The organism is Tenacibaculum sp. TB-56, assembly GCF_059716275.2.
Window position 1 is genome coordinate 726,223 of sequence record NZ_CM201367.1, and the last position, 25,765, is coordinate 751,987.

Genomic DNA, 25,765 nt, shown 5'->3' on the forward strand with positions numbered 1-25,765 from the left:
TTTTTGAAAGGGAGTACAACTAAAAACGACTATTTAGTTAGCAATTTCGTAAATTTGTATAGATTCATTTTCTTGCTTTATGAACATAAGACGAACTAGAGATATTCAGAATATAGACCTCCCTTTTAAACTTAAAATAAGTTTTGAAAAGATTGTTGCTTTATTTCAAAAATATGCGGGTGAAGAGTTTAAAGAACATCCATATCATCAATCTTCAATAAATATAGTTCGAGAAACAGAAAAAGCTCCTGAGTTGATTGATGGTTTTTCTGATGAATCTTTATTAGAAAAACACAAGGATACTATTGAGTTACTACTAGAACCATTATTTCCTGAATTACTATTAGAAAATGAAATTAAAGCGGTTAGTATTCCGTTTACTTTTACATCTTTTAAGTTCACTAGCCGTTTTGAAAAAATTTTACAAAATGCTGGAGATGACTACGAATTAAAAGTTCGTCATTTTGAAAGTGATTTAATGTACAAGTATGCCTGTAGTATCATTTTAACTGACGTGTACAACTACTCTATTGATATAAAACGTCCCTTTTATTTTGATATTCCAGATAAAACAACCAACACACTAAAAAAATATCGGGCAGCATTTAATGCTGACTTTATGGAGATTTATCCAACCGAAAAAGCTCCAAAAATAACTGAAGAAGACATTAAGTTTTTACTTGACAACTTTGACGATATTGACGTTTGGAAAGAAAAATTCCCTCCTGAATCCTATATTTTTAAGGGCTTCGGAATCATGAACTTATTCGATGTTACAACCGATGAAATGATTTCAGAAATAAGAACTAGTCTCATAAAAAAAGATGATGACTTAGTTCATACGCTACAAGAAATATTTCGTAGATTCTTTGGAATAAATGATTTGTCTTTAGGGTTTTCCATTTTTGAAACAGACTCTAACAATTTTTCTTCTTCGCATATTAACAAACAAGAAAGTCTAGTTTTAAACTATGAAAAAGATGTTTCTTGCGATTGTATTTTCTGTAATTATCTTTTAGAAAAACTCTTCATAAACAACGAGACTCTTGCTATTTCTGATGTAGAAAAGTATGGTAAAAAAACTGAAAACAAAAACTTTTACCAGCGATTAAAAAACAGAAATATTGGTAGTATTATTTTAGTACCTATACTAGCTTCAGCTAAAAACAGCTTAGCCATTATTGAGCTTGCTTCACCAAGACCTTTTGAGCTAAACTCGATTAATCAAAATAAACTACAAAACTTAATTCCGTTGTTTAAAATAGCGGTTGATCGTTTCTCAGAAGAACATCAAAACATACTTGAAGCTACAATTCAAGAAAACTATACCTCAATTCATCCAACGGTAAAATGGCGTTTTTATGAGGCTGCCGAAAGATTCCATAGAGAATCATATGAAGCCAAGGAAAATGTTAAAATTGAAGATATTATTTTCCCTGACGTTCATCCTTTGTATGGTCAATCAGATATTAAAGATTCATCTACTGCAAGGAATAATGCAATTAAAGAAGATTTAAATACTCAACTTTCTTTAGCTATTTCTGTTTTGTTAGAAGCCTGCAAAGTTGAAAGCCTACCAATTTATAAAGAATTAAGATTTAGAGTTGAAGAATATTTATCTGAAGTAAAAAAAGGATTGAAAGCTGGTGATGAAATAGCCATTTTAGACTTTTTGAAACGCGAAATCTACCCTGTCTTTAATCATATAAAAATGGTTAATAATGATTTAAGTTCCTTGGTAGAATCATATATCAATCGTTTAGACCCTAATTTACAAGTAGTATACGAAAAACGTAAAGCCTATGAAGACAGTGTTACTTTACTAAACGATAAGTTGGCTTCTTTTATTGATGCCAGACAAGAAGAAGCACAACAAATGTTCCCTCATTATTTTGAACGTTATAAAACTGATGGTGTTGAGTACAACATGTATATAGGACAGTCATTAACAAAAGAGAAAAAATATGACGATCTATACTTGTACAACCTTAGGTTATGGCAATTACAAGTAATGTGTGAAATGGAAAACATTGCCTTAAAAGCTGCTGAAAAAATGGAACACAAGCTTAGAGTTGCTTCTTTAATTTTAGTTCACAGTAATCCATTAGCCATAAAATTCAGAATGGATGAAAAGCAGTTTGACGTTGATGGCGCTTATAATATTAGATACGAAATCATAAAAAAACGTATTGACAAAGCTCATATAAAAGGAACCGAAGAGCGACTAACTGTTCCTGGTAAAATAGCAATTGTATATTCTCAAGATAAAGATGCTGATGAGTACAATAAATACATTAAATACCTTCAATCTAAAAAATTATTAGGTAAAGTAGAAAAATTAGAGGTTGAAGACCTACAAGGAGTTTCTGGATTAAAAGCTTTACGTATAGAGGTTATTTATCAAGAAAGTTTTGACGCTAAAAAAACAATAACTATTGATGAGTTAATCCAAGAGTTTAAATAATCGTCTATAACAATCCTGATACTAACTCCGCTACTTTTGAAGCATTATCTTGTATATTAAAGGCTACAGCAAAAGCTATTACACTTACCAAAATACCAATCATAAAAACTGTATAGGTAATTCGTAATAACTTATATTTTCTATTTAAAACCAATCCTAAAAAGTACAAATCTTTAGTTAGTGAACCATACAAATAGTCGCGGTCTTGCATCATTTCACTCATTGCCCACTCAAATTCTGGCAACTTCATTTGATGAAAATTTCCGAAGAATAATAAATTAACTTTTTTATTGGTTACATCTTCTTTTGTAAATTTTCCTTCAGTAACATTTGGTCTGGTTGCTAAAACTGATAAGACTATTGAAATCACTGTAAAAATCACAAAAATTATCGTAGGAATAATTAGGTAGTGATTTGACGGGTTGTCTAACTTAGGAATTAAAGTAGACAAGGTCATTGAAATAATAATTGCATTTACCGAGAGTAAGATATTTGCTTTTGTATCGGCAATATCACTTAATGTTATGTGATTACGCATCGCTACGCGAAACATCGTTTCTATCCCCCTTTCTGGTAGCTCTATTTTATTTTTCTTGTACGCTAACTCTTCTTTTTTCTGTTTTAATTTAGCAGCTTCTTGTGCTTGTTTTTGCTTTTTCTTTAAAAGCTGTGCTATGTTTTTACTTTTTTGTTTTTCCCAAAGTTTAGAAGCTTTACTCGTATAAAAGCGATGTTTAGTTAAAAAATTAAGGTTCGCGTCATCCCATTCAACATCTTTTATTGTTCTACCACACATCAATTCTCTTTCTTTACGTAATAACTCGTTAAAATCAGAATAGTTTTTACTACCCACATGAGAACAATCAGCATCCTTTAAAATCTTTTCTACTTCGGTGCTAGGACTAACTCCCATTTTGGTAATAGCTATCAATCTTGACACCTCATCAATTATCTCTTCTGAAACCCCTTCGTTTTTTAAAAAGTTAGTAGCAATAACTACACTTTCTTCTTCATGATTGTCTGGGTTTACAGTGTATCCTACATCATGAAACCAAGCCGCTAAAATTAACGCTTGCTTCTCTACTTCTGAAAAAGCTTCTCCCTCAATTAATTCAAGTGTTTTTTCAACCACTCGTTGAGTATGCGCAATGTTATGGTATACAAAATTCTTAGCTAAACTTTCATTTAATAAATCCACCACAAACTGCTCTGTCTTTTCTATCAAACTATTCATGAAAAAGGTTTTTGCTAAAATAATAAATTATTAACCAGTATTATTTTTTTAATAACATCATAAAAAAACGTACTTTTAAAAGAGTTTTTCAATATAAAAATGACGCACGAACTTAAAGAAATACTACAACAAGCTACTATAAACCAACAACAAGGAATACAAAATGTACTGGCTACTGTCGTCGATTTAGATGGGTCTTCTTACAGAAAACCAGGAGTTAGAATGTTACTTTCTTCTGACGGAAAAATAATTGGAGCCATTAGCGGAGGCTGTGTTGAAAAAGAAGTACAACGTAGAGCTCAATCGGTTTTTGAAAACAACAAACCTAAAGTAATAACCTATGATGGTCGTTATCGTTTAGGTTGCGAGGGAATATTATATGTTCTTTTAGAACCTTTTAATCTTTCTTCCGAATTTATTCATGCTTTCTCAGAAAACAACATTCAAAGAAAACCGTATAACATCATATCTTATTTTCAAAAAGAAGATGAGTCTTATGGTAATTTTGGTTCTGTAATTCAATTTAACAATCAACAAACCTACTCTTTCAATAAAGAGTTTTATCCTGAAAAAACAGATCAACTGGTTACTTTCCAACAAACTTTACAACCACTATTTCGCTTACTTATTATTGGCGGCGAACATGACGCTGTGAAACTTTGTGCGCAAGCTACCCAGTTAGGATGGGAAGTTGATGTTGTTACTTCTATTAAAGATCCAAAAGAACTATCTGATTTTCCCGGAGCTAAATCGGTAGTTGCACAAACTCCAGAATTAATTCAACTTTCTCAAGTAAATAACAATACTGCTATTGTTATTATGAATCATAATTTCACTTACGATTTACGCTGGTTGATTAAGTTACAAGAACAGAATCCTGTTTACATTGGTATTTTAGGAGCTGCTAAGCGTCGTGAAAAGCTTTTTGATGAGTTCTTTGAATTTTCTCCAAATGTTTCTGATGAGTTTTTAGATAAGATTCATACACCAGCTGGTTTAAATATTGGGGCTGAAACTCCTGAGGAAATAGCTTTATCAATCTTAGCAGAAATATTATCAGTAATTCGTAACAAAGAAGTTTTTTCTCTAAAAAAGATTACTGGACGAATCCACAATTAACACAATGCAAAAAACAGCAATTCTCATACTAGCTGCTGGTAATTCTTCCCGAATGGGAAAAACAAAGCAATTGCTTCCTTATAAAAACGCTACATTATTAGAATGGGCAATTGAACAAGCTCAAAAATCAGTCGTAAAAAATGTATTTTGTGTATTAGGAGCTAATAAAGAAGTGATCGAAAAACAACTCACTTCAAATATTCTTGAAATCATTTACAACCCAAATTATAAAGACGGATTAAGCACTAGCATTGTAAAGGGAATAGAGTTCTTATTGAATTACAACTTTGATAGTGTTTTAATAATGCTAGCGGATCAACCTCATGTTACTTCTGAATATTTGAATTCTTTAATTGAGGTTTCAAAAAATAATCCTTCCAACATAATTGCCTCTAACTATCAAGGCAGTGTTGGAGTTCCTGCTATTTTTCCGAAGAACTATTTTAATGATTTATTGGATTTAAAAGGAGACAAAGGCGCAAAGAATTTTCTACTACAACAAAACAACAATGTTATCAAAGTAAACTCTACTAAAAACTTGCTAGACATTGACACTCTTGAAGATTATCAACATTTATTAAAACAATAATTTTAGCTTAAAAAGCCTTATTTTTACATAACCAAAAAACTGAACATGAACTTAACCAAGTTTTGCATGTATCTAGCTATAATTACTATAGTTAGTGGTTGCGCATCCTATAAAGCTAAGTACGCTGATAAAACCTCTCCTAAAACAATTCAAACAGATAAAGAGCTAATACACTCGTTCTATTTAATTGGAGATGCTGGTAATGCCGAAATGGGGCAAACAACACCTACACTAACCTTTTTTCAAAAAGAGTTAGCCAAAGCTTCTAAAAGCTCGACTACTTTATTTTTAGGAGACAATATTTACCCTTACGGAATCCCCAATAAAGAACATAAAGATAGAGCCTTAGCTGAACATCGTTTGCAAGCACAAATTGATGCACTGCAAGGCTTTAAAGGAAAAACAATTTTTATTCCTGGAAATCATGATTGGTATAATGGTGTTGATGGTTTAAAAGAACAAGAACGATTAGTTGAACAAGCTTTAGGAAAAGATTCTTTCCTACCTGAGGGAGGCTGTGGATTGGATAAAGTAGAAATCAATGATGATCTTACCTTGATTATTATTGACAGTCGTTGGTTTATTATGGATTGGGATAAAGAGCCAAAAATGAACGACAACTGTGAAATTAAAACTCGCGAGCGTTTTATTCATGAAGTTTCTAGTCTTTTCAAAAAAAACAGATACAAAAATGTTGTGGTTGCTGTACATCATCCATTATATAGTAACGGTTCACATGGTGGAAGTTATTCTATAAAAGACCACATGAAACCAGCGCCAATTTTAGGTACTTTGAAAAATGCGCTACGCTCACATGCAGGAATTCAAACTGATATTTTTAATAAAAACTATAGTGACTTCATTAATCAAATACAAGCAGTATCTGATGATTTCACCGATAATATTGTTTTTGTTTCTGGTCACGATCACAACCTACAATACATAGAGCAAGACGGATTTAAGCAAGTAATTAGTGGTTCGGGTTCAAAACAATCAGCTGCTTTAATTGGTTATGGAGCTCAATTTACCTACGGTAACCACGGATATGCAAGATTGAATTATTATAAAGACGGTTCTGCTGTTATTGAATATTATGCTGCCAACACCAAAGATGGACATAAACTCCTTTTTAGTAAAGAAATTGTAAAACCAAAACAAACTAAAACTTATTCTGACTTTCCTGAATATGATGATCATAAAGAATTTATAGAAACTTCTATTTATCCTTCGGAAGCTACTGAAGTAAGCGGATTTCATAAATTTATGTGGGGAGATTTACACAGAGAAAAATATGGAAAAACCATTAAAGTTCCTGTGTTAGAATTAGAAAATGTTTATGGAGGTTTAACTCCTATCAGAAGAGGTGGTGGTAACCAAACCAATTCGTTACGATTAGAAAATCCTGAAGGAAAACAATTCGTATTACGTTCAATGATAAAAGACGGAAGTCGCATTATGGGTGGTATTTTAAAAGGGACGTTTTTAGTTGATGTGGTTCAAGATATTTTTACAATGTCTCACCCATATGCTGCTTTTGTACTTCCTGATATGGCAGACGCTGTAAATATTTATCATACAAATCCAAAGCTATATTACATGCCTAAACAACCTGCTTTAGGAAAACATAACGACATCTTTGGAGGACAATTATACTTATTAGAAGAACGACCTGCTGGTGACCGAAGTGAATTAGACAACTTTGGAAATTCAGAAGATATTATTAGCACATTTGATGTGTTAGAAAAAATCAGAAAAAACGGTAAACACTCTATTGATCAAGAATGGGTGGTTCGTTCACGTTTGTTTGATATGGTAATTGGTGATTGGGATAGACATGAAGACCAATGGCGTTGGGCTTCTTTTAAAACCGAAAATGGCAAAACCTATTATCGTCCTATTCCTAGAGATAGAGATCAACCTTTCTCTAAGTTTGATGGAGTTATGATTCCTTTGTTTCAACAATTTGCACCCTTAGTAAAGAACATGCAAACTTTTGATAACGATATCAAAAACATGAAGTGGTACAACAACTATGCTCGTTTCTTTGATGCTGCTTTTTTAAATCAATTAACACTAGATGACTGGAATAAACAAGCTGAGTACATTCAACAACATTTAACTGATGAAGTAATTGAAAAATCAATTCAGCAATTACCAAAGGTTATTTATGATATTGATGGAAAAGAAACCATTGCTAAAATAAAAGCTAGAAGAGATAAATTAAAAGAAATTGCAACACGCTATTACACCAAACTAAACAAAGTTGTACATGTAGTTGGTACAGATAAAGACGATAAATTCATCATTAAACGTTTAAATGATGACGAAACTAGCGTTACTGTTTTTAGAAAAGAAAACGAAATTTATAACCGTATTTTCAAAACAAAAGAAACGAATGAAATACAACTTTATGGTTTAAATGGAGATGATGAGTTTTTAATTTCTGGTGATGTACACGATGGAATTTTATTACGAATTATAGGTGGTCAAAATCACGATATGTATACAGATAAATCATCCGTTGCTGGATGGAGAAAGAAAACAAAAATTTACGATTTTAAATCAAAGAATAACACCATAAATCCGAGTTCTGAAACTGTAGATTTACGCTCAAACAGCTACTTTAAAAATACTTATAATTTTAGAGATATTAATAATAATACAACAGTAGTGTATCCTAGTTTAGGAAGCAATCCAGATGATGGTTTCTTCTTTGGCGCTTCTGTAACCTATACACAACAAGGTTTTAAAAAACACCCTTTTGCTAGTCAACATACCTTAGCCGCTAATTACTATTCAGCCGTTGGAGGATACGATCTTGAATACAACGGTGAATTTACCGAACTAATTGGTAATTGGAGCTTGCACTTGCACGCTAAAGCTACAAGCGATAATTATTCTTTTAATTTCTTTGGATGGGGTAATGAAAGTGTATACGATCAAAGCTTTGACTTGGATCATTATCGTGTTAAAAAAGAAGAAATAAGCTTCTCTCCTTCGTTATTAAAGCGATTACGAGGAGGAAGTATTTTTAAAATTTCAGGAATTGTTGAAGCTATTGAAGTGGAAGATACTCCAAGTCGATTCATCAATAATTTTGACAATCAACCTACCGCTATTTTTGACACTAATTATTTCTGGGGAGGTGAATTAAACTTTAATCACAACCGAGTAGACAATAGTAGTTTTCCTATCAAAGGGATGAACTTCGATTTGGTTATTGGAGCTAAAGCCAATGCAGAAGATTTCGACAGACGCTTTGGTTACATTAAAAGTTCTTTGGCTATGTATCAAAATTTAGTATCCAATAGCTCCTTAGTTTTTGCTTCTGAAGTTGGAACTCAAATTAATATAGGAAATCGTTTTGAAATTTACCAAGCAGCTACATTAGGTGGTGAACGTAGTTTACGTGGATTTAATAGAGAACGTTTTTCTGGTACCGAAAGTTTTTATCACAGTAACGATTTACGTTTGCGTTTCGGACGCATTCGTACAGGAATTATTCCTGTAAAAATTGGTATTACTGGTGGTTTTGATTACGGTCGTGTATGGTCTCCGTATTCTCCTAATTCAAAGAAATGGCATACTAGTTATGGGGGTTCTATATGGTTAAGCGGAATCGACTTATTCACTGCAAATGTTTCTTATTTCAAAGGAAACTCACAAGAAGACAGAGTAGCTTTAAGTATTGGTTTCTCTTTTTAATTCATTATAAACATGACACAACAAATTGTATTAATAACAGCAGCTTTATTTGGAATGTTTGCTGTGATATTTGGAGCTTTTGGAGCTCATGCTTTACAAAAAATTCTAAACGTAGATCAACTGAAATCATTTGAAACGGGTGTAAAGTATCAAATGTATCATGCACTCGTTTTATTATTCATTGGAAGTTATTTTGAAACACCTAGTTCAGCAATATATTACGCTTTTGTAGTTGGAATTATACTGTTTTCCTTCAGTATTTATGGTTTAGTATTATCAGACGCAAAAGGTAAAAAAATGAAGTTTTTAGGTGCCTATTACTCCTTTAGGTGGCTTGCTACTAATTGTTGGATGGGCACTTTTATTATACAGACTAAGCCAAACCATACATAATTAGCATGTATAGTTTGACTAGCATGGTAAACAAAAAATCATTTTGTTAATCAACACCTTGGGCGTCGCTGATAATTCTATCAATAAATTCAGTTTTTATATACAATTGTCTTGCTAAGTTGTACAACACCTCAACTTCAGCAGCATCTATACTTCCATCAGCATAAGAAATAATAGATAAATCTCTTAGAATATTTAGTTTTTGCATCACAGAAATTACGATATCTAATTCTTTAGCCAAAGCTATAATTTCATCAATAATATCTTGCTCTGTTAATCCTTTAATCGTTAACATACACTGTGCAAAAACTGATGGAGACACCACACTACTCAACGCCTGTATTTCAGAATCATCCACAACGCCATCTGCCTTTGAAATCATATAACCACCTAAAAACATAAAGCGTTGTATTTTTTCTGAATGCTCAGTTTCATTTCCTAAATCTTCTGGCTCCATTAAAGACATAATTCGCTGTATTTCTAGCTCCATCGCTTCTTCTGTTATTTCTCCGTTAATTTCAGGATTGAATAACTCATACGTTTTACTCTTATTGAATAACTCTAACGCTTTAATACGAAGTGGGCTAAACGGATGACTGCTATACCAATCTGATGGATCGTGTGTATCGTCATTTAAAACTTCTTCTAAATCTGAAAATTGATTAATGTACTCGGTTAATTTAAAATCTAAAGAATCAGAAGTTACCCCTGACGATAACTTAAAGAAGGTTCTTGCTGCTGCCTCAAAACTCTTACAACATAATAAACCAGCTCTGTCGGCACTAATTTCTGCATTACGATTCCACGCATATAATTTCATTGCATGAATTGGCGCTAAGTCGTTTGCACCTTCGTCTAAAATATGTTTTACTGGATAATTGAAATGCTCAAATAAAACATGTCCGATTTCATGACCAATAACAAAAGCTAGTTCATCTTTTGTAAAACGTTCTAAAATTCCTGAAGTTAAAATAATATACAATTTATCTTCATCTGGTGGGTAGCATGATGCGTTGAATTTATCTTCCTGGTAAACAAAAAACTCAATATCTGCTTTCAGTTTTAACACCTCTTTACAATGATCTCCAATTTCATGAAGTACAGGCGCTAGCATTTTTGTTAAGCGTAAACTTGATTTTAACAAGTGTCTTCTCGATTGAAAAACTGGATTGTTTTCCTTTATTCTTTCCAACGTTTTTTGAATTAGCTCATCTTCTTGAAACTCCAAAACATAATCTCGATCGCCGTCATACACCAACGCATTTAAATCGATATCTGCTCTCGAATTATCATACACCTCTTGAATGTTTTCAGTAACATTTTTAAGGTTTAACTCGTTAATTTCTTCAATACGTTTAGTGTATTGTTCAGCTAATTCTTTAGCTACGTTTTGAAAATGAACACTTGCTTGGTGAATTAAATCGTTATCCCCGTTTTGTTGTGCAAGGTTTAAGTCATCCATCATTTTATTTTGCGCTTGCGTTAACGCATCTTGATGTTCTTTTTCTAATTCTGATAATGTGGTAGATTGATACATACTTTTTCTTTTTAAGCTCCTACTGGAACTGTTGAGTTAGACAACTTTAATAATCTTCCTTTTAGGTCAAAAATTCCTAAAATTTGATCTTCTCCTTTTTTAGCAACGATATTATTTCCTGATACCTCAACTTCATATCCTTTTTGAACTAAATAACAAAACAATGCGTGCTTGTGTTCAAAATCCATACGAGTAGTTGTTTTTGAGAAGTGTGAACAAATTAAAGCAGGAATGTTTATCTCTTTTTCATCAACTATATCCGTATATAATAATACATACACAGTAAGCCCTTTAAAAGGTAATGGAGCATAACAACTTGCTTGATTTATTCCTGTTGCTACGAATGAGAAATAATGCCCCGGATCGTGTTCTGTTTCTATTTTTGAGGAAAGTAAGTCTTCTATCCCATGTTGCTCTCCTAGAGCTTTCATTTGTAATGAAGCTTCTAAAAATTGTTCTGGAATACCGCTTTGTTTATTTGCCCAAGCCCATAACCAAGATTGCTCATTATGAGAATACGTTCCTAGTACCTGCATTTTAAAGGTAAGACCACCATAAGTCACCGTTCCTTGAAGCATATCACAAATCCAAGGTAAATCTTCAACAATATCAGCTAAATTATCTTGCTTTTCAAAAGCTAAAGCTACATATTGATTGTGCAACTGAGGTAAACTTAATTTTATAGTGTTATCTACCTTTCCTCCTACAATATTATTCGGATTTTCTGTACTCTCAACACTGGCTTCACTTCCTGCAAATTCTTCTAAATGAATTTCTAAAAGATGTACAATTCTTTCTGTTTTCTCTTCAACCTTATCAGCATTCATAATTGGACTATGATTAATGGTTAACACCCCATCTACAAAAGTGATTGCTCTTTCTAAGTTATGTTCGTTATTTTCATTAACAATCTTTACTTCTTTTAATCCATTCTTTAGCAACTCTCCCCCAATTTCATCAATATTAATAGCACTAATTGCTTCTATTAACGGTTGAAAATATATTTTTGGAAACGTATCATTGTAAAGGTGCGAAAACTTATCTTCTACCAGTGTATCCCATGCTATGTTTAGTGATACGTTAAACCCTGCTTTATTGTTTATTTCCGCTTCTAATGCTGGAAATGATTCGTTTTTAAATGTTTGAACTGCTCTTTTTTCTTTAAGACCCATTTTTTAATAATTTTATTATTCTACAATACTTTTTCTATCTTTTCAATAAAAAGATTCTCTAATTCTTTTGGCAATACTTTAGTAATTTCAATACCAATTTTTAATACACTTCCTTCTCTAGTTACCTGTAATGTTCCTGTATTAGTAATAGCAACTGTTTTTATTTCTTTCCATGCTGCTAACCCCATTTCATCCTCTACTATTAATTGTTTTGCTTTTAATAAGCTTGCAATAACATCTTTACAATTTAATCGAGTGTTTGCTTCTTGTAATGCTGATTTTTCAAATGATAAATTAATCGTTGCCTCTAACAAAGGTTCTTGCTCAAGAGTCCATCTTTTTAATTGTAAAACACTTATGGGATCTTCTCCTAATGGACGACTAATATTTCCTTTAGATAATGAAACTGCCATTTTTTTAGGATGCTTAATTCGTAAAACAGATACCTCTTGAAGATCTAAAAACAATACTTCTTGTTCTTCGGTTTTCATACACACAAATGTTTGGTATTCTTCTTTGGTAATGTCTACTATAAAGCCTTCTACATAAAGTCCGTTTTTTAGTGATAAAGCAATTTTTAATTGCTTTTTTTCTCTAAACATACTCTGAATTATAGCTGCTGGTGATTGTGCTTTAAATTGATTAATATAATCTGTTTCCATAGCAATTTTATTTTTGTTATAGGCTACTAGACTATAAGTTGTTCTCTAATAAATCAACAAGCACATCTGTTCTATCCTGAACTTTATCTGCGTTTAAAATTGGGCTATGGTTTACTTGTAAAACTCCTTCTTCAAAGGTGTAAGCATGCGTTGGGTTGTGGTGATCGTCTTTATTGGTAATTACCACTTTTTTTAACGATTCTGACAATGCTTCTTTCCCCATATCATCAGTTGCTATGGCTGAAAAAGCATCAATAAGTGGTTGGAAGTAAATTTTAGGGTAACTGTCATCATATAAGTGTAAAAACTTATCCTCGAACATGGTATCCCATTCTACATCAATTGTTACATCGAAACCTGCTGCATTGTTTATTTGTTCTTTTAATGCAGGATATTTTTCTTCTTGAAAAGTCTTGGTGAATCTTTTTTCTTTAAGTCCCATGGTATGATAATTTGTTTAGGTTTTTAACTATTTACCTCAAATCTACATGGAACTTTTCTTCTCTTTTAATGAGTTTTATATGTGTTACTTCTTATTTTGTATTCGTATTAAAATTCTCTAAAAACTGTTTTAAATACGTTTTCTTTCTTGATGATAAAGGAACATTTTCGCCACTTGACAACTTAACTGTATTAGCACTTACTGAAGCTAAATATTTTATATTAATTAAGTGAGATTGATGCACTCTAGCAAAAGCGTGTGTGCTTAAAATATTTTCGTAATACTTTAAGTTTCGAGCACTCATTATTTTTTTATCTGTAGTATAAAAAAGCGTATAACTTCCGTCTGATTGGCAACGTACAATATCATCTACATGTAAAAAATGTTGCTCTTCGGTAGTTTTAATAAGCAATGTTTTTTGAGCCTCTTTTTTATCAAACTCATTTATTTTACTTAGTGCTTGCGTGTATTTTTTCTCTTTTTCAAAGTCCGCTCTAAAACGTTCTATGCAAGCATTTAATTCGTCAGAATCTATAGGTTTTAATAAATAATCTACCGTATCAAACTTAATAGCTTTTATTGCAAATTCATCGTACGCTGTGGTAAATATCATCTTAAAGTTTATGGTTTCTAAGTCTTCTAATATTTGAAAAGCATTTCCTCCAATCAACTCAATATCTATAAACACTAAATCTAAATCATTGTTACTCAAAAAGTCGATTGCTTCATCTACATTATCAATTTTAGCTACAATTTCTATATCTTTTTGCGTGTATTGCAACAGTTTTGTTAAGGTATTTAATGCATTAAACTCATCTTCTATTATAGCAGCTTTTATCATTTTATAACTTTAATTTAAATACAACTTTTGTTCCTGATGGGTGTCCATCCTTATCGTGTAAATCTTCTATGGTAAAAGATTTTTCTTCTCCTTTATTTCTTATCTGTAATCTTTCAATAAAAATATCGGTAGCGTGTAAATCTTTTGCTATTTTTTCTTGACTCTTTTTTTGCTTCCTTCCTACTCCATTATCTTCAATTTCAAAAAACAGTTCTTCACCTGTTTTTCGAATATTTAAGTTCAATATTCCTCCTGATTTCTTTTCTTTTAAACCATATTCAATAGCATTTTCAACAAAAGGCTGTAACAACATAGGCGGTACTTTTACTTGTTTTGTATCACAGTTTTCAGAAATATGTATATGATAACTAAAACTATTATTGAAACGTAGCTGTTGTGTGTCTATGTAATTAGAAATCATAGCTAGTTCTTCTTCTAAGCTAATTTCTTCTTTTCGAACATAATCAAAATTTTGTCGAATAAGTTTTGAAAACTTAGCTATATAGTTTGAAGATTTTACTGGGTTTCCTTCTAACGTTATATTTTGTATCGCCGCTAAGGTGTTGAATATAAAGTGTGGATTCATTTGGGCTCTAAGCAATCGCTGTTCTAATTTAGATGCTTTATTGGCTGCTCTTAATTTATTATTATATCCAATAAACAATGCTATAATTAAAATAAGTACCAACGATACAATTACACTAATTCCTAACCACCTATTTTGTTTGTTTATTTCTTTTTGATGGGTTAATGCTATTTCTTTTTCTTTAATTTTATAGTTCACATTAGCAAAATGAAGAAGTTTTTGGTTTTGCTTTTTACTCTTAACCACTTCTATACTATCTCGTATTATTTGATGGTTTAATGCTTTTTGGTACTGTTTCTTTAAAATAGCGATGGATATTAACTTATCTCGTATTTCTAATTCTTCTGTAAGATTTTTCTTACTCTTATAAATCGACATGGCTTTATTGTAATTTACCTCCGCCGAATCTAACTTATTCGTTACCAAAAACAAGGTACCTAAACCTTTATATGGAGCTCCATTAAGTGTTTTTATATTTTTGTTAAGTTGTACTGCTCCTCTTAAAAATTTTTCTGCTTCGTCAAACCGTTTTGCCTCTAAATAAGTATAGCCAATATTATTAAGAATGCTTACAATTGTTTTTGGATCTTTAGCAGACTCTCCTAAAGCCAAGGCTTCAGAAAATTGTTGTAAAGCTTTATTGTATTGATTTAATTTTAAATAAACCCCAGCTATATTACCTTTTATTGCAATTATAGAATTAGGATCGTTCGGATCGGTAAATAATTCTTCAGACCTTTTTATGTAAAACAATGCCTGTTCGTAATCTTTTAATATAAAATGAAGATTAAATAGCTGATTATTTGCCTTTGCTTGTAGTCGGGTGTTTTCTATTTTTTCGCCTATTTCTAAAGCCTCTAACGCATACTTTTGAGCATCTTCTAGCTCATTTAGCTTCATACAAGTAGCACTTAATGTTATTAAGCTCCTTCCTTTATTATAATCATCTTTAAGGTTTGTAAATAATTTATAGGTTTCTAAGTGTATGTTTTTTGCCTCTATTAACTTATCGTTCAGGTAAAAAAGTTCTCCTTTGCTAAACAACAATAAAGCCCTGTTTTTAGAATTTTGTTTCTTTTCTAATAAACTATCTATTTTTCTTAATCCTTCTTTTGGTTTTTGTTGAGAAATACTATCAACAGCTAATAAATATTCTTGTAAATCTTTATCTACATCATTTCTTTTACAGGCTGAAAAAACTAAAAGGGTACAGACGATATATAAAAAGTAGCTTCTTTTAAACAATGGCATTTTTTTGTAAGTAATTAGCCAACTAAAATAATTATATATTTTCATTTCACCTCCTTATCCTCCACTTTAACAAAACGTTTATAAAATAATAGTATGCGTTTATAAAACACCTAAAAGCCATCCCCAAATTTCTAAGATATTTGACTAAAAAATTAAATTATTAATAATGAGTACAGTTGAAACTATAGAAGAAGTTATTAAAACAGGATCTTGTAATTTAACGAGTTTTGAAAAGATTGAGGAAATTTCTAAACCAAAAGTTAGTATTGATGGGGCTTATCTTTTAATTTATAATTGGCCAGACGATCCCAGTGGTGCTAACACTACTATTCACGTTGATCTTACCTATTTATTTATCCATAACGATCAAGAATACAAAGCTGTTACAAGAACCAAATTTTATGATTTTGATGTTGCTAAGTTTGAAAACTTACCTAAAAAATACTTTATAACCGAATATCATAAATTGGTAGAGCACGCATTGATACTTTCTAAACAAACAATAGAAGAGAAGCTTGAAGAGCCTTTAAGCTCTGTTATTCCTTTTAACTTTAACCGTCAAGATAGTATATTATTGGCTATAAATGCAGGATATTCTAGACAGATAGATTACGTATAAACACCCAAAATAGGTATTGATGATTCCCCTAACTCTCTCAGTTATCAATGTGCATACATTGGTAACTGATTTTTTAGTCCTTTAATACATACTCATACAATTTACTACTTCCAATTTTGTCCGCTTCATCAGTTATATAAAGCGTTGTATCATCCTTAAAATCAACTCCTTCTTTTTGAGATATATGATTGAATATATATTCTTTTACATCTCCACTAAAAAAGTCGTCTCCCTTAAAATTTGTGAATATTAAGACCGATTGATGTGTTAACAAAGCTATCTTCTTTTTATCTGGAGAAATGGCTGATGCGGTTATTACACAATGAGCATCGCTGCAATTAGTATAATCAGAAATGTATGTCGCTATATGTTCTCCTGTTGTGGCAGGAACTTTATATAAGCTTGTTTTCCCGTATTGATCTTTTACTCTACTTTTTGTGAAAATATATAGAGATCCATCTTTGTAAATTAAGGATTCTGCATCAAAAAAACGATCTTTCTTTTTTGGCGGAAACTTAGTTTGATTAGGATATGAAAATTGTATTTTTTCTACCTCTATATTGTTTCCATTTAGCAAGTCTTCTTTCTTAATTTTTAGAATTACTAAATTCTTTCTTTTATTATCATTATTTCCGAAGTCTGCAATATATAAGTTACCATTATCATCAGAAGTTAAATCTTCCCAATCGTAATTTTTAGCGTTTATTGATATCGTTTTTTCAATTTTACCTTCAGAAGTTACTTTGTATAATTCTGATTTGTTACCACTATCATTTATCATCCAAATTTTATCTGAATTAGCTTCTTTTTCAATTCCAGAAACCTCATCAAGTAACTTAGGTAAATTCGTGACAACCTTAAGCTGTCCATAGTTTTGACAACCTAAAAGAATAAATAAAGAGAAAAATATACTGAGCTTTTTCATGTACAAATTACCAACCTCCTGTGGCACCACCACCACCGAAACCTCCGCCGCCAAAGCCTCCTCCGAAGCCACCGCCACCGAAACCTCCAGACGATCCACCTCCAAAGCTTCCGCCACCAAATCCGCCTCTTCCTGCGTTGCTTAAAATGATGATATCTAGTAAATCTCTAACAGAATCTGTTTTTCTATAATTTCTTCCTCCACCGCGATTCCCCTTATTTCCGCTAGAAATAACAATAAAAAATACTATGAGAATAATTATAAAAACAATAAAGCTAAAACCACCACTTCGTTTGGTTTGTTTTCTACTACCTTTATACTCACCGCTCATTACTTTAAAAATGGCTTCTACTCCGCTATCTAATCCTGCGTAATAATCTCCTTGTTTAAAGTAAGGAATTATGTCATATTCTATAATTTGACGAGAAACATAATCGGTAAGTAAGTGTTCGGTTCCGTAACCTGTTCTAATGGTTATTTTTCGATCATTTTGAGCAAGTAACACAAACACTCCATTATCCTCTTTTTCTTGTCCTATTCCCCATTCATGCGCCCAATTGGTTGCTAAATAGCCTATATTCTCCCCTTCAGTAGAATTAATAATTGCTACTACTACTTGTGTTGAAGTAGTATCTGAATATTTAATAAGTTTATTTTCTAAACTTGCTTTTTGACTTGGAGATAATAAATTAACGTAGTCGTAAACACTTGTTTGAAATTTTGGCTTTTCAGGAATTTGAAAACCTTGTGAAAAAAGAGTTTGTCCACATAAAATTGCAATAAAAAAAAGAACAACTTTTACCTTCTGTAACTTGTTTGTTCTTTTATATAATGACGTTATATTGTTTATCATATTTCTTCCTTCAATGAAGGTTTTAGCCTTTTGATATTTCATTGCTTAGCTCATTCTCATCATCTGTAGTCCATGGAAAGTGAGCTTGTAATTCTTTTCCTGCTTTTAGCACACCATCTATAATACCCTGTTTAAAATTCCCTTGTTTAAACTGATTTTGGATGGCTTCTTTGGTTGTTTCCCAAAAGTTTTCTGAAACAACATTGTTAATACCTTCATCTCCATAAATTACAAATTTATGATCGTCAACGGCTATGTAAAGTAACACTCCGTTTCGTTGTTGTGTATTAAACATTTTAAGCATTTGAAATACTTCTAGTGCTCTATCATAATGAGAAATGGCAGTAGTTTTCTCTATATGTACACGAATTTCACCAGAAGTATTTCGTTCAGCTTGTTGTATAGCTAGAACAATTTCTTCCTCTTCTTTAGATGTAAGAAAATCTTCTACGTTAGACATACATTAGTTTTTAAAATCGAAATCTACGTCTGGTGCTTTTTCTGATCCTGCGTCTGCTTTATAACGTGCCATTTCTGTTAAATTAAACATTCCTGCTAATAAATTTCCAGGGAACATTTTAATATGCTTGTTATAAATATTTACCGCTTCATTATAACGATCACGAGCTACATTGATACGATTTTCTGTACCTTCTAACTGACTTTGTAATTCTAAGAAGTTTTGGTTTGCTTTAATATCTGGATAACGCTCTACAGATACTAATAACTTTGATAAAGCACCGCTTAAACCTGTTTGCGCTTGTTGGAATTGCGCCATTTTTTCTGGCGTTAAATCACCCGCATTTATATTTACAGAAGTTGCTTTTGCTCTTGCATTGATAACCTCTGTTAACGTACTCTTTTCAAAATCGGCTGCTCCTTGAACTGTTTTTACTAAGTTACCTATTAAATCGTTTCTTCGTTGGTAAGAACTTTCTACATTAGACCAAGTTGTTTTGGCGTCTTCTTGATAGGTAATTCCTGTATTATAAAACCCTTTTGCCCATGAGTAAATACCAAATACTAGAACTCCAATAACAATTAAAGGCACTAACCATTTTTTCATAATTTTTGATTTTTTATAATTGATTTTTAATTTTTATTAATTCAGCTTTCACTGCTTCTAATCTACTAATAATTTCCTGATTGCTCACGACTTTCGTCGGATTTTTCTTTAGCTTTTGTTTTGCTCCATCTAAGGTAAAACCTCTTTCTTTCACAAGATTATAAATAATCTTGAAATTGTTCACATCTTCTTTTGTAAACAACCTGTCTCCTTTCGCATTCTTTTTAGGATTGATAATTTCAAATTCTTTATCCCAAAATCGAATTAAGGAACTGTTTACTCCAAAAGCTTTGGCTACTTCTCCTATTTTATAATAACGTTTATCTGGTAAGTCTATGTGCATTTTTCACAGCTTCTATAAAATTAGTCGTACGATTGACCTTTTTGTTGCGAAGCTTTTTGCATAGCTACAAATTCTTCAGGTGTTAAATCTCCGTAGTAATAATAAATCGGGTTTACCGGTCTACCATTTTTATGTACTTCGTAATGTAAGTGAGGTGCTGCTGAACGCCCTGTATTACCAACATATCCTATTAAATCGCCGCGTTTTACTTTTTGTCCTTTTTTGGCTATAATCTTATTCATGTGTGCATAAATAGTTTCATAACCATAACCATGATTGATATACACTACATTACCGAAGGTTGAACTTCTATGGGCTTTCTTAATAACTCCATTTCCTGATGCAAAAATTGGGGTACCTGTAGGCGCAGTAAAATCCATACCATTATGCATACGCCACGATTTTAAAATTGGATGTAAACGCATACCATACCCAGAAGCCATTCGCGTTAGATCTTCATTCTTTACTGGCTGAATTGCTGGTATAGAAGCTAACATTTTTTCTTTAGCTTTTGCTAACTCAACAATTTCATCTAATGATTTTGATTGTACAACCATTTGTTTTGATAAAATATCAAGTTCTTTGGTTGCATTTTTAATCATTGAACTGTTATCAAAACCGTCTAAATGTCTATATCTATTTACACCACCAAAACCCGCTTTTCGCTGCTCTTCAGGTATTGGGTTTGCTTCAAAATACGTTCTATAAATATTATTATCTCTATTTTGTAACTCTCCTAAAATCTCAGCGCTTTCTTCCATCTTTTTAGAAAGTAACTCATAGTGAAGTTTTAAATTTTCTAACTCTCTTTTTTGGGTACGTTCTTTAGGAGACATTAAAAATTGACTAAATCCTATAAAACCAAAAAAAGCAATTAATAAAACACTTAATAACCCTAAAAACGTTTTTTTATACTTTTCGCTTCTTTTTACTTCTATCTTTCGATAGGATAAAGTCTCTGGATCGTAATAATATTTTACTTTTGCCATAATGCTAAATGTACTATTTTTGTGCTTTTTAAATTAAGCATCCTTAAGGGGATGTACAATTTGGAAACTCACAAATTTACAAAATCTTTTAAAACTTCTTTTTTCAAGTAGTTTTTTAGAAATATTTTAACAAAACCCAGACACTAAGAGTTGTATGAAATCTCAAGATATTAGAGCTAAATTTTTAGAATTTTTTAAATCAAAACAACACGATATTGTTCCTTCTGCACCTATGGTGTTAAAGAACGATCCTACTTTAATGTTTACCAACTCTGGTATGGCACCGTTTAAAGAGTACTTCTTAGGAAACGCCACTCCAAAAAACAATAGAATAGCCGACTCTCAAAAATGTTTACGTGTTTCTGGTAAGCATAACGATTTAGAAGAAGTTGGTTATGACACCTACCACCACACCATGTTTGAGATGTTAGGTAACTGGAGTTTTGGTGATTACTTTAAAAAAGAAGCTATTGCTTGGGCTTGGGAATTGTTAACTGAAGTTTACAAAATAGATAAAGATATTTTGTATGTAACCGTTTTTGAAGGAGATGAGAAAGATGGTACAAAAATGGACCAAGAAGCATATGACATTTGGAAACAATACATTTCTGAAGATCGTATCTTAATGGGCAATAAAAAAGATAACTTCTGGGAGATGGGAGATCAAGGTCACTTGTGGTCCATGTTCAGAAATCCATGTAGATATTCGCTCAGCAGAAGAAAAAGCTAAAATTGATGGAAAATCGTTAGTAAACGAAGATCATCCTCAGGTTGTTGAAATCTGGAACTTAGTTTTCATGCAATACAACCGTAAAGCTGATGGTTCGTTAGTTGAACTTCCTGCAAAACATATTGATACAGGAATGGGATTTGAACGTTTATGTATGGTACTACAAGGGGTTCAATCTAACTACGACACAGATGTTTTCACTCCATTAATCAGAGAAATTGAAACAATTACAGGTATTGATTACGGTAAAGACGAAAAAATAGACATTGCTATTCGTGTTATTGCCGATCACGTTCGTGCTGTAGCTTTTGCCATTGCAGACGGTCAATTACCAAGTAATAACGGAGCAGGATATGTAATTCGTCGTATTTTACGTCGTGCAGTTCGTTATGCGTTTACTTTCTTAAACAAAAAAGAGCCTTTTATTTATAAGTTAGCTGAAACATTGGCTCACCAAATGGGAGATGCTTTCCCTGAAATTAGAAAACAAAGTAATTTAGTTAGTAATGTTATTAAGGAAGAAGAAAGTTCTTTCTTACGTACCTTAGATCAAGGTTTATTATTACTAGACCAAGTTATTGAAACAACCAACGGAAAAGTAGTTTCTGGTAAACGTGCTTTCGAGTTATATGACACTTACGGATTTCCTTTAGATTTAACACAGTTAATTGCTCGTGAAAAAGGATATGAAATCAATGAGGAAGAATTTAATGCAGGAATGAAAGCTCAAAAAGAGCGTTCTCGTGCTGCTTCTGCAAGTGAAACTGGTGATTGGATTGTTTTAATTGAAGATGATGTTGAAGAATTCATCGGATACGACCTGTTAACAGCTAATGTAAAATTAACGCGCTACAGAAAAGTTACTACAAAAAAAGACGGAGATCAATACCAACTAGTATTTAACATGACTCCTTTTTATCCTGAAGGAGGAGGACAAGTTGGTGATAAAGGATACATTCAAGCTCCTAATGGAGATATTATCCATATTCTTGACACTAAAAAAGAAAATAATGTAATTATTCATTACGCTAAGAATTTACCTAGTAATTTACACGAAACATTCAAAGCAATTGTTAGTGGTGAATTTAGAAGGTTATCAGCAAGTAATCACTCTGCTACACACTTGCTACACCAAGCGTTACGTACTATTTTAGGAGAACATGTAGAGCAAAAAGGGTCATTAGTAAATCCTAACTACTTACGTTTCGATTTTTCTCATTTTTCTAAAGTTGACAACGATCAATTAGAAGCTATTGAAGAGTTTGTAAATGCTCGTATTCGTGAAAATCTTCCTTTAGAAGAAAAAAGAAACGTACCAATGCAACAAGCTATTGACGAAGGTGCTGTAGCTTTATTTGGTGAAAAATATGGTGATAGTGTTCGTACCATTCGTTTTGGACAATCAATGGAATTATGTGGTGGTACACACGTACAACAAACAGGAGATATTTGGTATTTCAAAATAAAATCGGAAGGAGCTGTTGCTGCTGGTATTCGTCGTATTGAAGCAATTACAAATGTTGCTGTTGGTGATTATTTTGAAGATGTTGAACGCAATTACGATGCTGTAAAACAGTTATTAAAGAATCCTAAAGATGTAACCAAGTCAGTTAGTAGCCTACAAGATGAAAATACCGCTTTAAAAAAGCAAGTTGAGCAGTTACTAAAAGATAAAGCTAAAAACATGAAGGGAGACCTTAAAAACCAATTACAAGAAGTAAATGGAGTTCAGTTTTTAGCAACAAAAGTAGATTTAGATCCAAATAGCATTAAAGATTTACTATTTGAATTAGGAGGAGAAATAAACAATTTATTTGTGGTATTTGCTACTGCTCCATCAGAAGATAAAGCAATGCTAACTTGTTATATTTCTAAAGAATTAGCGAGTGAAAAAGGGTACGATGCAGGTAAAGTTGTTAGAGAATTAGGAAAACTAATCCACGGCGGTGGTGGTGGACAAAATTTCTTTGCAACTGCAGGTGGAAAAAACCCTGGAGGAATTCCAAAAGCATTAGAGAAAGCAAAAGACTATATCGCTTAATATATACTAAAAAAGGTTCAGAAAATTCTGAACCTTTTTTTTATTGTAACGCTTTCTTATAGGTATCAATTGCTCGCTCTCTTGCAAACTTATGCTCTACCATAGGTTGTGGATAGGTGAGTTCATCGAAGTCTTTCACCCATTTTCTAACATAGTGTAAATCTTTATCAAACTTTTTGAGTTGTTCTGCTGGATTGAAAACTCTAAAATACGGAGCTGCATCGCAACCCGTACCTGCTGCCCATTGCCAATTTCCGTTATTTGCTGACAAGTCATAATCCAACAGCTTTTCTGCAAAGTACGCTTCTCCCCAGCGCCAATCAATCAATAAATGCTTACATAAAAAACCTGCGGTTATCATACGAACTCTGTTATGCATGTATCCAGTTTCATTCAACTCTCGCATGCCCGCATCAACCATAGGGTACCCAGTTTTACCTTCACACCATTTTTTAAATTCTTCTTCGTTATTTCTCCAAGGAACAGCATTATATTTTTCTCGAAAATTCTCAGTAACTACTTTCGGGAAATGATATAAAATTTGCATAAAAAACTCACGCCAAATTAACTCACTTAAAAAAGTTTGATTGGTTTTTAACGCAAAACGAATCATTTTTCGTGTACTTACCAATCCGAAGCGCAAGTATGGCGACAAGTATGACGTTTTATCTTGCGAGGGAAAGTCTCTCACCTCATCATACGAATCCAAACTAGATAGGTTGTATGGTTTTACTTTAATCGTACTTTCTTTAAAACCTATGGAAGCTAAGGACGGAAACTCAAAAGTGAATTGATAGAAGTTAGTAAAATTTATGGTAAACTCTTGTGTATCTTTCTTTTCTGAGAAGTTTTGTAACCATTTATTCTTATACGGAGTAAAAACTGTATACGGAGTTCCATCATTCTTTAAAACTTCGTTTTCTTCAAAAATTACTTGATCTTTAAAAGCATTATATATTATTCCTTTTGATACTAAAAAGTCTTGTACTTCCTTATCTCTTTTAGTCGCGTAAGGTTCGTAATCTTTATTTGTGTAAACTGCTTCAATTATAAATTCTTCAGTTAGTTTTTTCCAAATTGCTAATGGTTTTCCTTTTTTAACTACCAGAGAAGATTGATGCTTTTTCAGCTCTTTATCTAAGTTTTGCAAGGTTTCGTAAATAAAAGTTACTCGAGCATCATTTTTAGGAAGGCTTTCTAAAATATCTTCATCAAAAACAAATAACGGAACTACTTTATTACCTGATTGTAGCGCTTCATGCAACCCATTATTATCTTCTAAACGTAAGTCACGACGAAACCAAAAAATCGATACTTTATTTTCCATTAAATAGTTTTTCTAACGTACTATAACGATGTTCAAAAATTCCTTTTAACTGCCTTTTTATAAAGATTGATTGGGCGATATGCCCTAAAAAACCAAAAGGTATTTTGTATGATATTTTATCTTTCATCAATGTTTTTCCATTTGGCAACTCTTCAAACCAGTGTTCGTGATGCCACATGCTATAAGGACCAAATCGCTGTTCATCTATAAAAAATTGTTGTTCTTTTACTTGTGTAATTTCGGTAACCCAACTAGACTTAATACCTGGTAAAATTCCTACTTTGTAGGTAATTATTTGTCCTGCATAGGCTTTTTTATCAACCTCTGAAGTAATTTGAAACCCCATATGTGAAGGGGTTATTTTTTGCAAATTTCCTGGAGCACTGAAAAATTCCCATGCTTTTTCTAACCGAACGTTTAATATTTGTTCAGTAGATAAGGTATAAATACCCGAATGCTTTTTAAATAGTACCATTGTTTATTTTACTTTTTTCCAGACTTTGTCTGAGTTAAGTTTAAAACTACCTACAAAATTGAAACCACATTCATTAGGGCTTAATATTGATAAAAATAACGTGTTTTTTTCTTTTCTATACAAATGATAGACCTTACCTACAATTGGCTCAAAGTTAAATTTAGCACTATAAATAAGCTCATTATATTGATACTCTTTTACAAGATTGTTGTATTGTTGTTTTATTTCTTCAAAAGATGCTAAAAATTGAGCATTTGCCTGGTAAATGTTTTGTTTTTTCCAGCTTATTGAATTACTTTCTTTAATAACTGGTGCTGTAAAATTAGTTGCATATGGTTTTAAATACGCATCATATTCATTTGTTTCCTCATTAAAAACTACATTATCTGGTTTTTTCTTCAT

The 25,765-nt window shown here is 32.0% G+C and carries 21 protein-coding genes and 2 pseudogenes; 7 read left to right on the forward strand and 16 right to left on the reverse strand.

Annotation, left to right across the window (positions count from 1 at the left end; all coding sequences use genetic code 11):
* Positions 1 to 79: 79 nt before the first annotated feature.
* Complete coding sequence (locus AC3VI6_RS03525) at positions 80 to 2,464, forward strand: GAF domain-containing protein (protein ID WP_497705182.1); 2,385 nt, start codon at positions 80 to 82, stop codon at positions 2,462 to 2,464.
* A gap of 4 nt (positions 2,465 to 2,468) precedes the next feature.
* On the opposite strand, the gene AC3VI6_RS03530 is transcribed toward AC3VI6_RS03525, so the two are convergent.
* Positions 2,469 to 3,698 (reverse strand): Pycsar system effector family protein, encoded by a 1,230-nt coding sequence (locus tag AC3VI6_RS03530; protein ID WP_497705183.1) that lies wholly within the window; start codon positions 3,696 to 3,698, stop codon positions 2,469 to 2,471.
* 99 nt (positions 3,699 to 3,797) lie between these two features.
* On the opposite strand from AC3VI6_RS03530, the gene AC3VI6_RS03535 reads away from it, so the two are divergent.
* From AC3VI6_RS03535 to AC3VI6_RS03550, 4 genes and pseudogenes are all read left to right on the forward strand, one after another.
* A complete protein-coding gene (locus AC3VI6_RS03535; RefSeq protein WP_497705184.1) occupies positions 3,798 to 4,817 on the forward strand; it encodes an XdhC family protein in 1,020 nt (339 codons plus the stop codon).
* Between the two features lie 4 nt (positions 4,818 to 4,821).
* Positions 4,822 to 5,406, forward strand: a complete 585-nt coding sequence (locus tag AC3VI6_RS03540) for a nucleotidyltransferase family protein (RefSeq protein ID WP_497705185.1) — start codon at positions 4,822 to 4,824, stop codon at positions 5,404 to 5,406.
* Positions 5,407 to 5,472: 66 nt separating this feature from the next.
* Positions 5,473 to 9,111 (forward strand): ShlB/FhaC/HecB family hemolysin secretion/activation protein, encoded by a 3,639-nt coding sequence (locus AC3VI6_RS03545; RefSeq protein WP_497705186.1) that lies wholly within the window; start codon positions 5,473 to 5,475, stop codon positions 9,109 to 9,111.
* A 12-nt stretch (positions 9,112 to 9,123) separates the two neighbouring features.
* Positions 9,124 to 9,508 (forward strand): annotated as a pseudogene (locus tag AC3VI6_RS03550) (DUF423 domain-containing protein).
* 42 nt (positions 9,509 to 9,550) lie between these two features.
* Here the strand turns inward: AC3VI6_RS03550 and AC3VI6_RS03555 are convergent.
* The 6 genes from AC3VI6_RS03555 to AC3VI6_RS03580 all read right to left on the reverse strand — a co-directional run bounded on the left by AC3VI6_RS03555 (position 9,551) and on the right by AC3VI6_RS03580 (position 15,995).
* Complete coding sequence (locus AC3VI6_RS03555) at positions 9,551 to 11,041, reverse strand: M48 family metallopeptidase (RefSeq protein ID WP_497705187.1); 1,491 nt, start codon at positions 11,039 to 11,041, stop codon at positions 9,551 to 9,553.
* Between the two features lie 11 nt (positions 11,042 to 11,052).
* The gene (locus AC3VI6_RS03560) at positions 11,053 to 12,213 is read right to left on the reverse strand and encodes a DUF6882 domain-containing protein (protein ID WP_497705188.1); all 1,161 of its coding nucleotides are present in this window, start codon (positions 12,211 to 12,213) and stop codon (positions 11,053 to 11,055) included.
* Positions 12,214 to 12,233: 20 nt separating this feature from the next.
* Positions 12,234 to 12,875 (reverse strand): hypothetical protein, encoded by a 642-nt coding sequence (locus AC3VI6_RS03565; RefSeq protein WP_497705189.1) that lies wholly within the window; start codon positions 12,873 to 12,875, stop codon positions 12,234 to 12,236.
* 31 nt (positions 12,876 to 12,906) lie between these two features.
* On the reverse strand, positions 12,907 to 13,317 hold the full coding sequence (locus AC3VI6_RS03570) for a hypothetical protein (RefSeq protein WP_274633299.1): 411 nt from the start codon (positions 13,315 to 13,317) through the stop codon (positions 12,907 to 12,909).
* A 91-nt stretch (positions 13,318 to 13,408) separates the two neighbouring features.
* A complete protein-coding gene (locus AC3VI6_RS03575) occupies positions 13,409 to 14,158 on the reverse strand; it encodes a LytR/AlgR family response regulator transcription factor (RefSeq protein ID WP_497705190.1) in 750 nt (249 codons plus the stop codon).
* Between the two features lies 1 nt (position 14,159).
* Positions 14,160 to 15,995 carry a tetratricopeptide repeat-containing sensor histidine kinase gene (locus AC3VI6_RS03580; RefSeq protein WP_497705191.1) on the reverse strand — a complete coding sequence of 612 codons (1,836 nt, stop codon included), beginning with the start codon at positions 15,993 to 15,995 and terminating at the stop codon, positions 14,160 to 14,162.
* Between the two features lie 166 nt (positions 15,996 to 16,161).
* Here AC3VI6_RS03580 and AC3VI6_RS03585 point away from each other — a divergent pair, with 166 nt between their 5' ends.
* Entirely contained in the window at positions 16,162 to 16,614 is a 453-nt protein-coding gene (locus AC3VI6_RS03585; protein WP_274633301.1) for a hypothetical protein, read from the forward strand.
* 73 nt (positions 16,615 to 16,687) lie between these two features.
* On the opposite strand, the gene AC3VI6_RS03590 is transcribed toward AC3VI6_RS03585, so the two are convergent.
* The 6 genes from AC3VI6_RS03590 to AC3VI6_RS03615 are packed head-to-tail and all read right to left on the reverse strand — an operon-like array spanning position 16,688 to position 20,790.
* The gene (locus AC3VI6_RS03590) at positions 16,688 to 17,539 is read right to left on the reverse strand and encodes a YjiK family protein (RefSeq protein ID WP_497705192.1); all 852 of its coding nucleotides are present in this window, start codon (positions 17,537 to 17,539) and stop codon (positions 16,688 to 16,690) included.
* 7 nt (positions 17,540 to 17,546) lie between these two features.
* A complete protein-coding gene (locus AC3VI6_RS03595) occupies positions 17,547 to 18,434 on the reverse strand; it encodes a TPM domain-containing protein (RefSeq protein ID WP_497705193.1) in 888 nt (295 codons plus the stop codon).
* Positions 18,415 to 18,852, reverse strand: coding sequence for a TPM domain-containing protein (locus AC3VI6_RS03600; protein WP_408036687.1), 438 nt, complete (start codon positions 18,850 to 18,852; stop codon positions 18,415 to 18,417). Before AC3VI6_RS03600 ends, AC3VI6_RS03595 begins: the two co-directional genes overlap by 20 nt.
* A gap of 3 nt (positions 18,853 to 18,855) precedes the next feature.
* Positions 18,856 to 19,458, reverse strand: a complete 603-nt coding sequence (locus AC3VI6_RS03605; protein WP_497705194.1) for a LemA family protein — start codon at positions 19,456 to 19,458, stop codon at positions 18,856 to 18,858.
* A 13-nt stretch (positions 19,459 to 19,471) separates the two neighbouring features.
* Positions 19,472 to 19,801 (reverse strand): MerR family transcriptional regulator, encoded by a 330-nt coding sequence (locus tag AC3VI6_RS03610; protein ID WP_028892328.1) that lies wholly within the window; start codon positions 19,799 to 19,801, stop codon positions 19,472 to 19,474.
* Positions 19,802 to 19,821: 20 nt separating this feature from the next.
* A complete protein-coding gene (locus AC3VI6_RS03615) occupies positions 19,822 to 20,790 on the reverse strand; it encodes a M23 family metallopeptidase (RefSeq protein ID WP_497705195.1) in 969 nt (322 codons plus the stop codon).
* A gap of 154 nt (positions 20,791 to 20,944) precedes the next feature.
* Here AC3VI6_RS03615 and alaS point away from each other — a divergent pair.
* A pseudogene (gene alaS / locus AC3VI6_RS03620) lies at positions 20,945 to 23,561 on the forward strand (alanine--tRNA ligase).
* A 40-nt stretch (positions 23,562 to 23,601) separates the two neighbouring features.
* Here alaS and AC3VI6_RS03625 read toward each other — a convergent pair.
* From AC3VI6_RS03625 to AC3VI6_RS03635, 3 genes are read right to left on the reverse strand one after another with little or no spacing between them, the layout of a single operon-like run.
* The gene (locus AC3VI6_RS03625) at positions 23,602 to 24,888 is read right to left on the reverse strand and encodes a cryptochrome/photolyase family protein (protein WP_497705196.1); all 1,287 of its coding nucleotides are present in this window, start codon (positions 24,886 to 24,888) and stop codon (positions 23,602 to 23,604) included.
* Positions 24,878 to 25,363 (reverse strand): SRPBCC family protein, encoded by a 486-nt coding sequence (locus AC3VI6_RS03630; protein WP_497705197.1) that lies wholly within the window; start codon positions 25,361 to 25,363, stop codon positions 24,878 to 24,880. Before AC3VI6_RS03630 ends, AC3VI6_RS03625 begins: the two co-directional genes overlap by 11 nt.
* 3 nt (positions 25,364 to 25,366) lie before the next feature.
* Positions 25,367 to 25,765, reverse strand: coding sequence for a DUF2452 domain-containing protein (locus AC3VI6_RS03635; RefSeq protein ID WP_497705198.1), 399 nt, complete (start codon positions 25,763 to 25,765; stop codon positions 25,367 to 25,369).

What these genes read in the sequence shown, in the direction of transcription:
- AC3VI6_RS03525 (WP_497705182.1), top strand. Translation starts at nt 80, where the DNA reads ATGAACATAAGACGAACTAGAGATATTCAGAATATAGACCTCCCTTTT.
- AC3VI6_RS03530 (WP_497705183.1), bottom strand. Translation starts at nt 3,698, where the DNA reads ATGAATAGTTTGATAGAAAAGACAGAGCAGTTTGTGGTGGATTTATTA.
- AC3VI6_RS03535 (WP_497705184.1), top strand. Translation starts at nt 3,798, where the DNA reads ATGACGCACGAACTTAAAGAAATACTACAACAAGCTACTATAAACCAA.
- AC3VI6_RS03540 (WP_497705185.1), top strand. Translation starts at nt 4,822, where the DNA reads ATGCAAAAAACAGCAATTCTCATACTAGCTGCTGGTAATTCTTCCCGA.
- AC3VI6_RS03545 (WP_497705186.1), top strand. Translation starts at nt 5,473, where the DNA reads ATGTATCTAGCTATAATTACTATAGTTAGTGGTTGCGCATCCTATAAA.
- AC3VI6_RS03555 (WP_497705187.1), bottom strand. Translation starts at nt 11,041, where the DNA reads ATGTATCAATCTACCACATTATCAGAATTAGAAAAAGAACATCAAGAT.
- AC3VI6_RS03560 (WP_497705188.1), bottom strand. Translation starts at nt 12,213, where the DNA reads ATGGGTCTTAAAGAAAAAAGAGCAGTTCAAACATTTAAAAACGAATCA.
- AC3VI6_RS03565 (WP_497705189.1), bottom strand. Translation starts at nt 12,875, where the DNA reads ATGGAAACAGATTATATTAATCAATTTAAAGCACAATCACCAGCAGCT.
- AC3VI6_RS03570 (WP_274633299.1), bottom strand. Translation starts at nt 13,317, where the DNA reads ATGGGACTTAAAGAAAAAAGATTCACCAAGACTTTTCAAGAAGAAAAA.
- AC3VI6_RS03575 (WP_497705190.1), bottom strand. Translation starts at nt 14,158, where the DNA reads ATGATAAAAGCTGCTATAATAGAAGATGAGTTTAATGCATTAAATACC.
- AC3VI6_RS03580 (WP_497705191.1), bottom strand. Translation starts at nt 15,995, where the DNA reads ATGCCATTGTTTAAAAGAAGCTACTTTTTATATATCGTCTGTACCCTT.
- AC3VI6_RS03585 (WP_274633301.1), top strand. Translation starts at nt 16,162, where the DNA reads ATGAGTACAGTTGAAACTATAGAAGAAGTTATTAAAACAGGATCTTGT.
- AC3VI6_RS03590 (WP_497705192.1), bottom strand. Translation starts at nt 17,539, where the DNA reads ATGAAAAAGCTCAGTATATTTTTCTCTTTATTTATTCTTTTAGGTTGT.
- AC3VI6_RS03595 (WP_497705193.1), bottom strand. Translation starts at nt 18,434, where the DNA reads ATGAAATATCAAAAGGCTAAAACCTTCATTGAAGGAAGAAATATGATA.
- AC3VI6_RS03600 (WP_408036687.1), bottom strand. Translation starts at nt 18,852, where the DNA reads ATGTCTAACGTAGAAGATTTTCTTACATCTAAAGAAGAGGAAGAAATT.
- AC3VI6_RS03605 (WP_497705194.1), bottom strand. Translation starts at nt 19,458, where the DNA reads ATGAAAAAATGGTTAGTGCCTTTAATTGTTATTGGAGTTCTAGTATTT.
- AC3VI6_RS03610 (WP_028892328.1), bottom strand. Translation starts at nt 19,801, where the DNA reads ATGCACATAGACTTACCAGATAAACGTTATTATAAAATAGGAGAAGTA.
- AC3VI6_RS03615 (WP_497705195.1), bottom strand. Translation starts at nt 20,790, where the DNA reads ATGGCAAAAGTAAAATATTATTACGATCCAGAGACTTTATCCTATCGA.
- AC3VI6_RS03625 (WP_497705196.1), bottom strand. Translation starts at nt 24,888, where the DNA reads ATGGAAAATAAAGTATCGATTTTTTGGTTTCGTCGTGACTTACGTTTA.
- AC3VI6_RS03630 (WP_497705197.1), bottom strand. Translation starts at nt 25,363, where the DNA reads ATGGTACTATTTAAAAAGCATTCGGGTATTTATACCTTATCTACTGAA.
- AC3VI6_RS03635 (WP_497705198.1), bottom strand. Translation starts at nt 25,765, where the DNA reads ATGAAGAAAAAACCAGATAATGTAGTTTTTAATGAGGAAACAAATGAA.